Source organism: Ralstonia sp. 1138 (assembly GCF_040544795.1).
Taxonomy (GTDB): Bacteria; Pseudomonadota; Gammaproteobacteria; order Burkholderiales; family Burkholderiaceae; genus Ralstonia; species Ralstonia flatus.
This window is the reverse complement of sequence record NZ_JBEPKQ010000001.1, coordinates 586398-599430: the sequence shown is the minus strand read 5'-3', so window position 1 is coordinate 599430 and position 13033 is coordinate 586398. Positions and strand designations below refer to the sequence as shown.

The window sequence follows — 13033 nt, the reverse complement described above, 5'->3', positions numbered from 1 at the left end:
GAATGCGTCCTCCCTCAGCCGCCGCCTGTTGATGCGCAGATTGCGCTTAACTCATCAGCGCGACCACCGCAACGAAGGATCGCTGATAAGCGCTTCCAGGCCACTGCTCGAATAAATGTCCGCTTGCAGCATCGCCTTGCCGGTGGTCGGGTCAATCACGTCGCTCAAGGCCTGCTGGACCGAGGTGACCGCATTCGATGGGTCCATCACGCTCTTCGGCGCTGACTCGACGTCATTGACGGCCGCCAGAGCGTTGTCACGCAGGCCCGCCAGATTCGGCGTATGCGTGATCGCCACATCGATCACGCCCTGGCGCTGCACTTGAGTAGCATCCCGCATGAGCGGCTCCAGTTGATTCAACTGGTTGAATCCCCACGTCATGTGCTGTGTGGCCTGCGTTTGCAAGGCACCGCCGAGGTTCTGCATGTTGCCGGCGGCAGCGCCGTCCTGCTCGAGCGTTTGCCGGGTGGTCTTCAGCACATCCAGGTCATGCGTCAGGCTGATCAGCGCGGCGTTGTTCTCCGGACTGCCGGGCAGATGTTGCGCGACGGCCTGCATGTCCTGCCGGGTCTGGTCCAGCAGCGGTGCGACCGTGTTGTGCGCATAGCTGTCGGTGTCCATCACGGTGTAGGGGCTACTGTTCTGTGCGCCGACGATGGACTGCACTTCGGTGGCGCGCTGCGACTCCACGCTGAAGTCCGCCAGGAAGTCTGCCTCGCCGGTGTTGCGGAGCTGATTCACGGCGTTGAGCGCGTCGCGACCGCTGCCGGCCTCTGCGTCGATCACGTGCTGGAACTGCTGCGTCTGCGAGCGGACCTCGCGCAGCATGTCGGTGTCGAGCTTGCCGGCACGCGCCTGGGCGACCAGCGTGCGGCACGCATCCTCAGCGGCGCTGACCTGCTCGCGCTCACGGTTGACGGCCTCCATGGCGGCATTGGCCCCCGGCGCGGACGTGTTCGTGGCGAGCAGGTTTTCCTTCGTGAGCACTTGCGATGGCCCGCGGTTCAGCGGGTGCGAGGCGTTGAAGGTCCTCAGCGTGTTCAGTGCGGCCGTGGTTTCCGGCGTCGGCGCATGCGCTTTCCAGTAGCCGAGGCTGGCTCCGTCGATCATCGTCATGATGGGCTCGTGTAGAAAAATGACCGACCCAGTCTAGTCACCCTCCGGTGGCAACAGGCCTACGAACATTCCGAGGCTGTGCAGCCTGCTGCCCTTCACTGGCTACAAGGTCTCGGACTTGGCTGGCGATGCTGTCGGCACGTTTCGACCACTCGTACGCGAGATTTTTCGGCGCCCGATGTTCCGCTCATCGCGAGCACGAGGGATGCGCTTCAATAGCTCGGTGCGGGGTGCGCCCTCGTCGCCGTCTCGGTATGCGGCTCTTCACGGCGGCTGATACGCATGGAAAGACCGCCGGGTGCGTGTTCCTCGATGGGAGTGTGAGGCGCGGTCGACCGTGTCGGTGCAATCGGCATCCTCCGTTCCTGAATGTATGCACCGCCCGCCGATTCCGATACAGGAAGGTGCGGCTGGCAGCCAGCCGTAATGTCGGGCTGCCGCAATTGCTCCAGAAGCCAGTTTGGATCATCGGCACGCAGTGTCTGCGCGAGCGCATCGATGCCTTGTTGAAGCGGCGATTCGGCGCTGCCGGATTTTTGCGTGGTGGCGCATTGCGAGGCGTGCATCGCATCGAGTAGCCGCGCTTTTGCCGCGCCGAGCGCGGCCTGATAGGACGCCTTGGCCTGGTTGTCCGATGGTGCGCGCTGTGCGGCGGCGGCCTTGAGCTGCAGGTCGGCATTGGCACCTTGGACCAGCTCATCCAGTGCTGGTTGGCGGGCGAGGGTGGGCGAGCGATCGGCGTCGGGAAAACGGGCTGTCAGCATTGCAATTCCTCAGTTGGGGGATGGCCGCAGTCTAGTGATGGCAATGGCCGTTCACGACTACGGAAAACGGCGGAATCGCTTCGACGGCCACGCGCTCGCCCCGTGTTTGCATCCAGACACGACGATGCTCGAAGCGCACATACGTTTCAGAACGCAAAATATGTACACAAAAAACGTATGGAATTGTTGACAGAAAAATGGCGCCCCTCCAAGATTCCGGCAAATACGCGGCATCACGCCGCATGAATGCTGGCGAATGGAACCCGCCCCATCCGCCAAAAGCACGCTCCCGGCATTGACACGGGGGCGGCCCCAGGAGACAGACAATGCGCCAATCCCCCGGCCAACCCTCGCCCTCTTCGTCGACAATCACCGGCGCCGTTGCCGATCCCGTCAACGAGTTTCTGCCATTGCCGCGCCTGTTTGCGCTCGGTCTGCAGCATCTGCTGGTGATGTACGCCGGGGCGATCGCCGTGCCGCTGATTGTCGGCAATGCGCTCGGCCTGTCGAAGAGCGATCTCTCGTATCTCGTTAATTGCGACCTGTTTGCGGCTGGGATCGGCACGTTGATCCAATCGCTCGGTTTCCTGATTTTCGGGATCCGCCTGCCGGTCATGATGGGCGTCACGTTTGCGGCGGTTGCGCCCATGATCGCCATCGGCGTGGAGCCCGGCATGGGGCTGCCCGGCATCTTCGGGGCGTCGATCGTTTCAGGCGTGTTCGGCATTGCCGTTGCGCCGCTGATGGGGCGGCTGCTCGGCCTGTTCCCGCGCGTGGTGACGGGCACGGTCATCATGCTGATCGGTTTTTCGCTGCTGAGCGTCGGGATCAACTGGGCCGCGGGCGGCCAGCAGATGATTCCGCAGGTGGTGGACGGCGTGAAACACATGGTGCCGAACCCGGCGTTTGGCGATCCGTTCGGCCTGGCCATCGCCGCGCTCGTGCTGGTGACCATCCTGCTGCTGACCAAGTTCGGCAACGCGCTGCTGTGCAATATCGCCGTGCTGCTGGGCATCGTAACGGGCACGCTGGTCGCGGCGGCGTTCGGCAAGGTGTCGCTGGCCGACGCCAGCGCCGCGCCGCTGATGACGCTGGTGACGCCTTTCTACTTCGGCATGCCGAAGTTCGAGCTGTCCGCCATCATCTCGATGTGCATCGTGATCGTGATCACGCTGGTGGAGTCGACCGGCATGTTTCTCGCACTGGCGCACGTGGTCGGCAAGCCCATCTCGCGCAATGAACTGACCAACGGCCTGCGTGCCGATGGTCTGGCGACGGTGGTGGCGGGGGTGTTCAACACGTTCCCGCATACGTCGTTCTCGCAGAACATCGGGCTGGTGTCGATCACGGGCGTGCGGTCGCGCTATGTGGCGGCGGCCGGCGGCGTGCTGCTGATCGTGCTGGGGCTGTTTCCGAAGCTGTCGTACGTAGTGGCATCGGTGCCGCAATACGTGCTCGGCGGGGCGGGCATCGTCATGTTCGGCATGGTGGCCGCGGCCGGTATCCGCATGCTGGGCATGGTCGATTTCCAGCAGCAGCGCCATAACCTCCTGATCATCGCGGTGTCGGTCGGCTTTGGCATGATGCCGACGCTGGCGCCGGCCTTCTTCCATCACTTCCCGGACTGGACGCGCCCCATCACCCACAGCGGCATCGTGATGGGCACGCTGGTGGCCGTGGTGCTGAACGCCTGGTTCAACGGCATCCGCGGTTCGCACGAAGTCATGCACGGTGCGGCCGCAGCTGCGCATTGAACATCCAACGCCGCGCTTCAACGCGGTTCAGGTTTCTCCGGCAACCGAGACGCGGTATGCGGTGTGCTGCCGGTAGACCTGGCCCGGGCGCAGCATGACCGCTTCTGCATCGGGCATGTTGACCTGGTTCGGAAACGCGCTCGCTTCCAGACATAAGCCGCTGCGTTGCGCGTGCGTGCCCGACAGCATGTGGCCCGAATAGAACTGAAGCCCGCGCTGGTCGGTCAGCACGGTCAATTCGCGGCCACTGCCGGGTTCATACAGCCGCGCGACCGGGCGCACATGCGGGCGATCGTCCCGCGCCGTATTGCGCAACACGAAGCAGTGGTCGAACCCGCCGGCCTGCGCCAACTGCGCGTTGGGCCAGTCCAGCCGCGCGCCAATGGGCGCCCCCTGGCGAAAGTCGAATGCCGTTCCCGCGACGTTCATTGCTCGCGTCGGGATCAACTTGGCATCGACCTCCAGAAAGGCATCGGCATCGATCGACAGGATGTGGCCCCGGATGTCGGTGCCGGGTCTGCCGCTCAGGTTGAAATACCCGTGGCTCGTCAGGTTGACTGGCGTGGGCGCATCGGTGCGGGCTTCGTAGTCGATCGACAGCGTGCCATCGTCGTCTAGCGCATAGCGGACCTGCACGGCGACATTGCCCGGGAATCCGGCATCGCCTTCCGGAGAGGTGAGCCGCATGACCAGTGCGCCGTCCTGATCCTCGGCGTCCCATAGCGCCCGATGAAAACCGCTCGCGCCGCCGTGCAGCAGGTTGCCGCCCTCGTTGCGGTCGAGCGCGTAGTCGATGCCGTCGAGCGTAAAGCGCGCGCCTGCTATCCGGTTGGCCCAGCGTCCGATCAAGCCGCCCAGATAGCCGCCCGATTGAAGGTAGGCGGCAGGCGTCGCATGGTTGAGAAGAATCTCGCCCAGACGCCCGCCGCGATCCGGCGCCTGCCAGGAGACGAGCGTCGCCCCCAGATCGCTGATGGAGACGCGCATGTCCGAGGCATTGCGCAGCGTGAACAGCTGAACCGGTTCACCGTCCGGCAAGTGCCCCCACCTTGCCGACGAGATAGCGCCGTCGAGCGGCGCGTGTGCGGAGAGCGCGGGCGCGATGCTCATGATTGGCCCTCTGCGATGGCGCGTTCCTGGTATTCGCGCGGCGTGCAATCCAGCTCACGGCGGAATACGGCATGCATGTATTGCGGGGAGGTAAAGCCGCAGCGCACCGCCACCTCGGCGGTAGCGACATCACGGCTGGCCAGCATGTGCTTGGCCGCGTCGAGCTTATGGCGAAGGATTTCCTGGTGCACGGTGCAATGCAATTCACGACGAAAGTGTTCTTCGAGCGATGACCGCGAGATACCGACGTAGTCCGCGACCTGCTCGGTCTTGATCCCTTGGCAGGCGTATTGCCGAATGAAGTGCCGCGCCCGCATGACATACGGGCTGGCAAGCGGCTGATGGCGGGACGACGCCAGCACATTGATGCCCACGGGTGGCACGAGAATCTGCCGACCTGCCAGGCGCGCGCCGCCCAGCATCTGGTGCAGCAGATGTGCGGCGGTGCGCCCCATCTCCACGGTGCCCTGAATGACCGATGACAACGGGATCCGGCTCAGCGTGCGCGTGAGCGGATCGTTGTCGATGCCGATGATGGCGATCTCTTCCGGCACGGCGAACCCTGCCGTCATGCAGGCTTGCAGCAGATGCCGCGCCCGCGCATCCGTCACGGCGATGATGCCGATGGGCTTGGGCAAGCCGCGCAGCCATTCGATCAACTGGCTGATCGCCTGATGCCAGGTCGGTGCGCTGGTCGACAGGCCGCGGTAAATCTCCTGCTCAACGGGCGCGGCGGGATTGTCCTGCCGGCGCAAGCGCGTAAAGGCCAGTTCGCGCTGCTGTGCCCAGCGGTTCTCCGGCGCCTGGGGCAGGCTGTACAGCGCAAAGTGCTGCAGGCCGGCTTCGATCAGGTGCCGGTAGGCGAGCGCGACCAGCTTGCCGTTGTCCGTGGCGACATAAGGCTCCTTTGCCGGGTAGTGCGCCGGGTCTTCATACGAAGAGCCGACGGCCACCACCGGTAGCGGGCAACCGCGCAGCGCTTCCGCCACGGCGGGGTCGTCGAAATCCGCAATGATGCCGTCGCCGTCAAAGCGCTCGATGCCGGGCAGGCGGCAGCGGAAATCCTCTTCCAGGAACAGATCCCATGTCACGCGGGTGGAGCGCATGTAGTCGCCAATGCCCGCGATGATCTCGCGGTCGTACACCTTGTTGGCGTTGAACAGCAGCGCAATGCGATGAATCCGCGCGTGCTGCGATGGATCGGGCAATTGACGATGCATGGGCTGTTGGGCGCTCGCGGTGGCAGGGGTTTGCCATACGGCGGCGGTGCTGGGGCGTGCCGCTCGCCCGCACATTCTAGGGGCTGCATGCGGCGCTGTCAGACGATGCCCGCCGGGTGGCAAGAAATGTTAGGGCGGTTGGGCAATTTCGTAATTGCCGGTGCCAAGGCGGCGCATGCACCATGCGACTGCCGTCGAGCCGGCCGAAATCTATTGCGGCGCAGCAGACGCCACGTCGGTACCCACCAACAAAAGAAGATGGAGTGAGACATGAAATCGAACCAACGCCGTTGTGTTCTGAGGGCCGCCTTTTGCGGTGCAGTGCTCGCCAGCCTGTCGATGGCCGCGCCGCTGGCGCACGCGAGCAAGGCGCATCCGGAAATTGGCTTCTGTATCGACGACCTGCGTGTGGAGCGGTGGTCGCGCGACCGCGATTACTTTGTCGCGGCGGCGGAAAAACTGGGTGCCAAGGTGTCGGTGCAATCGGCGGACGCCAGCGAGCAACGCCAGATTTCGCAGATCGAGAACCTGATCTCGCGCGGTGTCGACGTGATCGTCATCGTGCCGTTCAACTCCAAGGCGCTGACCAACGTGGTGGCCGAAGCCAAGAAGGCCGGCATCAAGGTGGTGTCGTATGACCGCCTGATTCTCGATGCCGACGTCGACGCCTACATTTCGTTCGACAACGAGAAGGTGGGCGAACTGCAAGCGCAGGGCGTCTACAACGTGCGCCCGAAGGGCAATTACTTCCTGCTGGGCGGCGCGCCCACGGACAACAACGCGAAGATGCTGCGGCAGGGCCAGTTGAAGGTACTGCAGCCGGCCATCGACCGCGGCGACATCAAGGTCGTCGGCTCGCAATGGGTGCCGGAGTGGAGCGCCTCTGCAGCGCTCGGTATCGTCGAGAACGCCCTGACGGCGAACAACAACAAGATCGATGCCGTGGTCGCCTCCAACGACGGCACGGCCGGTGGCGCGATCCAGGCGCTGGCTGCGCAGAAGCTGGCCGGCAAGGTGCCGGTGTCGGGGCAGGATGCCGACCTTGCTGCCGTCAAGCGCGTGATTGCCGGCACGCAGACGATGACGGTCTACAAGCCGCTCAAGCTGATTGCCACCGAGGCCGCCCAGCTTTCGGTGGCGCTCGCCAAGGGTGAGAAGCCGAAGTACAACGCGCAGTACGACAACGGCAAGAAGAAGGTCGACACGGTGCTGTTGCAGCCCACCCAGCTCACGAAGGACAACGTCAACCTGGTGGTGAAAGACGGCTTCTACACGCAGGCGCAGATCGGCGGCCAGTAAGGTCCCGCAGTCAGGGCCGCTTTGTGCCGGCGATGAGCCAACGCAGCATCGCCGGCCGCGTTCGTACCTCAAGGACGGGGCATGTCTGAACCTCTGTTGCAGATGCGCGGCATCGTCAAGACGTTCGACGGTGTGAAGGCGCTGGACGGTATCAACCTGGTCGTGAAGCCGGGCGAGTGTGTTGGCCTGTGCGGCGAGAACGGCGCCGGAAAGTCGACGCTCATGAAGGTGCTTTCGGGCGTCTATCCGAGCGGCACCTGGGATGGCGAAATCCTGTGGGAAGGGCAGCCGCTGCACGCAAGCGGTATTCGCGATACCGAGCGCGCCGGCATCGTCATCATCCATCAGGAACTGATGCTGGTGCCGGAATTGTCGGTGGCCGAGAACATCTACCTGGGCAACGAGATCACGCTGCCCGGCGGCCGCATGAACTACGCGGCCATGTACCAGGGCGCCGACAAGCTGCTGCGCGACCTGAACATCCAGGGCATCAACGTGGCGCTGCCCGTGATGCACTACGGCGGCGGCCATCAGCAATTGATTGAAATCGCCAAGGCGCTCAACAAGCGGGCCAAGCTGCTGATCCTGGATGAGCCGTCGTCATCGCTCACGGCGGCGGAAACGCGCATCCTGCTCGACATCGTGCGCGACCTGAAAGCGCGCGGCATTGCGTGCGTCTATATCTCGCACAAGCTCGACGAGGTGGAAGCGGTGTGCGACACGGTCACCGTCATCCGTGACGGCTGCCATGTGGCCACCGCGCCGATGGATGTGCTCACCACCGACCGCATCATCGCGCAGATGGTCGGGCGCGAAATTACGCAGCTGTTCCCACGTGAACCGCATCCCATTGGCGAGGTGGTGTTCGAGGCGCGCAATGTGACGTGCTACGACGTCAACAACCCGGCGCGCAAGCGCGTCGACGGCGTGTCCTTTGCGGTGCGGCGCGGCGAAATTCTTGGGGTGGCGGGGCTGGTTGGCGCGGGGCGCACCGAGCTGATGCAGGCTGTGTTTGGCGCGTATGAAGGTGCCAGTGAAGTGGAGCTTGTACTTGACGGCAAACCGCTGAAAGTCCGTGCGCCGCTTGACGCCATTCGTGCGGGCATCGCGATGGTGCCGGAAGACCGCAAGCGTCACGGCATCGTTTCGCTGATGAGCGTCGGCCACAACATCACGCTGGCCGTCCTTCAGCGTTTCTCGCGTCTCGGGCGTATCGATGGCGCCGCCGAGCTCGACACGATTCGCAAGGAGATGCGGCGGCTTGCCGTACGCGCCGCACATCCGATGCTGCCGATCGCCAGCCTGTCGGGCGGCAATCAGCAAAAGGCTGTCCTCACTCGGATGCTGCTCACCGAACCGCGCGTCCTCATTCTGGACGAGCCGACCCGCGGCGTGGATGTCGGCGCCAAGTACCAGATCTACAAGCTGATCGGCGATCTCGCCAAGCGTGGCATGGCCATCATCGTGATCTCGTCGGAGCTGCCCGAAGTGCTTGGCATTTCGGATCGCGTGCTGGTAATCGGCGAGGGCGAATTGCGCGGCGACTTCGTGAACGACGGACTGACGCAGGAACACATTCTGACCGCCGCCATTCAGCCAGTCCAACACACACCCAGGCACGCACCCACTTTCCATCAGGCAGGTCACGCATGACTTCTCAAACCAGCCCACAAGCCGCCGGCGGGGTCGGCGATTCGCGCAACGCGTTCAAGGCAAGCCAGCGCCTGAGGCAGCTCTTCGCACGCTACAAAATTCTGGCGTTGCTGATTGCCGTGGCCGCGATCTGGCTGTTTTTTTCGATGTTGACCAACGGCGCGTTTACCTCGCCGCGCAACCTCTCCAATCTGCTGCGGCAGATGTCGATTACGGGGATGCTGGCTTGCGGGATGGTGTTCGTCATCATCGCGGGCGAGATCGATCTCTCGGTCGGTTCGCTGCTCGGCTTGCTTGGGGGCGTGGCGGCCATTCTGGATCAAGGATTGGGCTGGCCGATCACGGCGACGGTGCCCGTGGTGCTGCTGCTCGGCGTGGCCATGGGCCTGTTCAACGGATGGTGGTCGACCTACCGGGGCGTTCCGTCCTTCATCGTCGGCCTGGGCGGCATGCTGGCGTATCGCGGCATCCTGCTGGGCCTCACACATGGCTCGACGATTGCGCCGGTGTCGGACAGCTTCGTGCTGATCGGCCAGGGCTACCTGCCGCGCCATGTGGGCGACCTGATGGCGGTGTTGATCTTTTGCCTGTTGATCTTCGTGGTGGTCCGGCAGCGGCGTGAGCATCGCCGTTATGAACTCGATGTTGCGCCGCTCTGGCAGGACGTCGCCAAGCTTGTTGTGGCGGGCGCGGTCATCGTCGCCTTTGTCGCCACGCTCAACAGCTATGGCGGTATCCCGGTGCCGGTTCTGCTCGTGCTGGCGTTGCTGGGTATTTTTTCGTGGATCGCCAGCCAGACCGTTTTCGGCCGCCGTATCTACTCCGTGGGTTCAAACCTTGAAGCCACGCGCCTGTCGGGCATCAACACCGATCGCGTGAAGCTTGCCATCTTCGGGCTCATGGGCCTGATGTGTGCGTTTGCCGGCATTGTGAACACGGCGCGTCTTGCGGCGGGTTCGCCGTCCGCCGGGACCATGGGCGAGCTGGATGCGATTGCGGCCTGCTTCATCGGCGGCACGTCCATGCGCGGCGGCGCGGGCACGGTCTACGGTGCGCTGGTCGGTGCGCTCGTCATGGCCAGCCTCGACAACGGCATGTCGATGCTCGACGTCGACGCCTACTGGCAGATGATCGTCAAGGGCGGCATCCTCGTGCTGGCCGTCTGGGTCGATGTCATCTCGCGCTCCGGCCGCCGCTGAGGCTGCGCTATCGGCTTTACCTCTTTTGCTGTAACTGGAATCTCCTATGTCTTATGCAATCTATCCGAGCCTCGTCAACAAGAACGTTGTGATTACCGGCGGCGGCAGCGGCATTGGCGCTGCCATTGTTGAAGGTTTTGCCAAACAGGGCGCGCGCGTGACGTTTCTGGATATCGCGCGTGCGGACGCAGAAGCGCTGGCGACGTCGCTGGGCGAATGCGTGCATCCGCCGGTCTTCCGATACTGCGATCTGCGCGACATCGACGCGCTCAGCACAACCTTCTCGGACATTGAGGCTGAAGCCGGCCCCATCGACGTCCTGATCAACAACGCCGCGAACGATGACCGCCATCAGATCGGAACCGTGACGCCGGCCTATTGGGACAACCGCATCGAGGTGAACCTGCGCCATCAGTTCTTCTGCGCGCAAGCCGTGCTGCCCGGCATGAAAAAACAGGGACGCGGCGTGATCCTGAATCTTGGGTCCATCTCGTGGCACCTTGCCCAGCCGGACCTCGCCATCTACATGACGGCCAAGGCCGGCATTGAAGGCCTGACGCGCGGCTTGGCGCGCGATCTTGGCGGGTTCGGCATTCGCGTCAATTGCATCGTGCCCGGCGCGGTGCGCACGCCGCGGCAGATGGCGCTCTGGCAATCGCCCGAAAGCGAAGCCAAGCTGCTGGGCGAGCAATGCCTGCATGAGCGTGTCGAGCCGGAACACGTGGCGCGCATGGCATTGTTTCTTGCATCGGACGACGCTGCCCGCTGCACGGCGCGCGAGTACTTTGTCGATGGCGGGTGGTACGGCGGATGATGGCGCCCATCCATCCGGAATGCGTCTGGCGCGTCGGTGCCACGCTGGGGGAAGGCGCGGTGTGGCACGCCGCGTCGCGCTGCGTGGTCTTTGTCGATATCAAAGGCCGGCGGCTCTACCGCTATGACCCGGATACCGATGTGCGCCGCAGCTGGGTCGCGCCCGGCCAGATCGGCTTTGCGCTGCCCTGCGTTGACGGCAGCTGGGTCTGCGGCGTGCAGGGCGGTCTCTACCGGTTCGATTTCGCAAGCGGCATCTTCAGCCGCATGCTGCCCGTCGAAACCGATCGGCCGGGAAACCGCCTGAACGACGGCTATATCGATCGCACCGGGGCGCTGTGGTTCGGCTCGATGGACGATGCGGAGCGCGAGGCGAGCGGGCAGCTCTATCGCGTAGGCCGCGATGGACGACTGAGCGTGCGCGATTCGGGCTACGTCATCACGAATGGCCCGACCGCGAGCCCGGACGGCCGCACGCTGTATCACACCGATACCTTGCAGCGCGTGGTCTACGCATTCGATCTCGGTGACGACGGCTGCCTGCAACGCAAGCGCGTCTTCACCACCATCGAGGGCACCGGCTATCCCGACGGCATGGCCGTGGATGAAGAAGGCTGCGTGTGGATCGCGTTGTTTGGCGGAGGCCGGATCGAGCGGTTCTCACCCGACGGCCGATGCGTCGGGCGCGTCGCCTTTCCGTGTTCCAACATCACCAAGCTCGCGTTCGGCGGTGATGACCTGCAGACGGTCTATGCAACGACGGCCCGGAAGGGCCTGACGGACGAGGCGTTGCAGAAGGAGCCGCTTGCGGGCGGTTTGTTTATGTTTCGCGTGCCGGTCAAGGGGCTCCCATCCACGGAATGTGCCGTGGATGTTTCCGCAGCGAAGCCCGATCAATCCTGACGGACGAGCCCGCGTGCCGCGAGGTTGCGATACAGGGCACGGACACCGAACGTCCACGGCGCGATCTCCGTTGACAGGCGGACCGTGTTGACCAGTGCGCCGAGGGGCGGGGCGCTGATCGTCACGCGGTCGCCGAGGTGGTGCGTAAAGCCGGCGCCCGGCGCGTCACGGTCCTTGATCGGGGAGAACATCGTGCCGAGGAACAGCATGAAGCCGTCCGGATACTGATGGTGCGGCCCACACGTCTGGGCGACGAGGTCGAGCGGGTCACGGCTGATCTCGCTCATATGGCTCACGCCGTCCAGCACGAAGCCGTCGTCGGCACCCTCAACGCGCAGCGATACCTGCGTCGTGCGAATCGTGTCGATCGTGAAGCGCTCATCGAAGAGGCGCACAAACGGGCCGATGGCGCAGGAGCCGTTGTTGTCCTTGCATTTGCCCAGCAGCAACGCCGAGCGCCCCTCGATGTCGCGCAGATTCACGTCGTTGCCGAGCGCCGCTCCCACGACATGCCCGGCGCTGCTGACCGCCAGCACGATCTCCGGCTCCGGGTTGTTCCACCGTGAGGCCGGATGCAGGCCCACATCGGCACCGAACCCGACTGCCGACATCGGCTGCGATTTGGAAAACACTTCTGCATCAGGGCCGATGCCGACTTCCATGTATTGCGACCACGCGCCACGGCGCTGCAGTTCTTCCTTGAGTCGCATGGCCGCATCGGAGCCGGGCTTGATCTTCGAGAGATCGGAGCCCACCACGCCGACAATGGATTCGCGCACGTCGCGCGCCTTGGCCGGGTCGCCGCCGGCCTGTTCTTCGATCACACGTTCGATCAGGCTGACGGCGAACGTCACGCCGCAGGCCTTGATCGCCTGCAGATCATTCGGGGCGAGCAGGGTGGGCGCGTTGCTCGCGCGATCTGCGACCAAGGACCGCTCGACAAGCGCTTCGACGCGGCCCAGGTCTTCCCCGTGTGCCTGCCGGGCGATGGCCAGTGCGTCGGGATGCTCGAACAGGTCCGACACGGTCGGCACCGCTTCCGTGATATCGAGGACGACACCGTTGCGTACCACCACGACGGATGGCCCCTCGCCGTTGGCCGTTGTGCGCCACACCCGACCGACGAGCGTTGCGTGCTCAAGATCGTGCGGCAAGTAGTTGGCGATGTCGGTCATGTGCACTCCGTGAGTAGGACACCCCTG

11 protein-coding genes are annotated in these 13033 nt (G+C 64.2%); 6 read left to right on the top strand and 5 right to left on the bottom strand.

Features of this window, described 5'->3' with window-relative positions:
- Positions 1 to 54: 54 nt before the first annotated feature.
- Positions 55 to 1116 (bottom strand): hypothetical protein, encoded by a 1062-nt coding sequence (locus tag ABIC76_RS02605; protein WP_354532879.1) that lies wholly within the window; start codon positions 1114 to 1116, stop codon positions 55 to 57.
- A 212-nt stretch (positions 1117 to 1328) separates the two neighbouring features.
- Positions 1329 to 1880, bottom strand: a complete 552-nt coding sequence (locus tag ABIC76_RS02600) for a hypothetical protein (RefSeq protein ID WP_354532878.1) — start codon at positions 1878 to 1880, stop codon at positions 1329 to 1331.
- Between the two features lie 326 nt (positions 1881 to 2206).
- Between ABIC76_RS02600 and ABIC76_RS02595 the strand changes: the two genes are divergently transcribed.
- Complete coding sequence (locus ABIC76_RS02595; RefSeq protein WP_206273643.1) at positions 2207 to 3634, top strand: nucleobase:cation symporter-2 family protein; 1428 nt, start codon at positions 2207 to 2209, stop codon at positions 3632 to 3634.
- Positions 3635 to 3661: 27 nt separating this feature from the next.
- On the opposite strand, the gene ABIC76_RS02590 is transcribed toward ABIC76_RS02595, so the two are convergent.
- Positions 3662 to 4744, bottom strand: a complete 1083-nt coding sequence (locus ABIC76_RS02590; protein WP_354532877.1) for an aldose epimerase family protein — start codon at positions 4742 to 4744, stop codon at positions 3662 to 3664.
- On the bottom strand, positions 4741 to 5964 hold the full coding sequence (locus tag ABIC76_RS02585) for a XylR family transcriptional regulator (protein ID WP_354532876.1): 1224 nt from the start codon (positions 5962 to 5964) through the stop codon (positions 4741 to 4743). Before ABIC76_RS02585 ends, ABIC76_RS02590 begins: the two co-directional genes overlap by 4 nt.
- Positions 5965 to 6234: 270 nt before the next feature.
- On the opposite strand from ABIC76_RS02585, the gene xylF reads away from it, so the two are divergent.
- The 5 genes from xylF (at position 6235) to ABIC76_RS02560 (ending at position 11831) form a co-directional block, all read left to right on the top strand.
- On the top strand, positions 6235 to 7263 hold the full coding sequence (xylF, locus tag ABIC76_RS02580) for a D-xylose ABC transporter substrate-binding protein (RefSeq protein WP_354532875.1): 1029 nt from the start codon (positions 6235 to 6237) through the stop codon (positions 7261 to 7263).
- 81 nt (positions 7264 to 7344) lie between these two features.
- On the top strand, positions 7345 to 8916 hold the full coding sequence (gene xylG / locus ABIC76_RS02575) for a D-xylose ABC transporter ATP-binding protein (protein ID WP_354532874.1): 1572 nt from the start codon (positions 7345 to 7347) through the stop codon (positions 8914 to 8916).
- Entirely contained in the window at positions 8913 to 10115 is a 1203-nt protein-coding gene (locus ABIC76_RS02570) for a sugar ABC transporter permease (RefSeq protein ID WP_354532873.1), read from the top strand. Before xylG ends, ABIC76_RS02570 begins: the two co-directional genes overlap by 4 nt.
- A 46-nt stretch (positions 10116 to 10161) precedes the next feature.
- Positions 10162 to 10929 (top strand): D-xylose 1-dehydrogenase, encoded by a 768-nt coding sequence (gene xylB, locus ABIC76_RS02565; protein WP_354532872.1) that lies wholly within the window; start codon positions 10162 to 10164, stop codon positions 10927 to 10929.
- Complete coding sequence (locus ABIC76_RS02560; RefSeq protein ID WP_102066011.1) at positions 10926 to 11831, top strand: SMP-30/gluconolactonase/LRE family protein; 906 nt, start codon at positions 10926 to 10928, stop codon at positions 11829 to 11831. The genes xylB and ABIC76_RS02560 overlap by 4 nt, the downstream gene beginning before the upstream one ends.
- Here the strand turns inward: ABIC76_RS02560 and ABIC76_RS02555 are convergent.
- Positions 11822 to 13006: a fumarylacetoacetate hydrolase family protein gene (locus tag ABIC76_RS02555; protein ID WP_354532871.1), complete on the bottom strand. Its 1185-nt coding sequence runs from the start codon at positions 13004 to 13006 to the stop codon at positions 11822 to 11824. The two genes, ABIC76_RS02560 and ABIC76_RS02555, sit on opposite strands and share 10 nt — an antisense overlap.
- Positions 13007 to 13033: the final 27 nt, after the last annotated feature.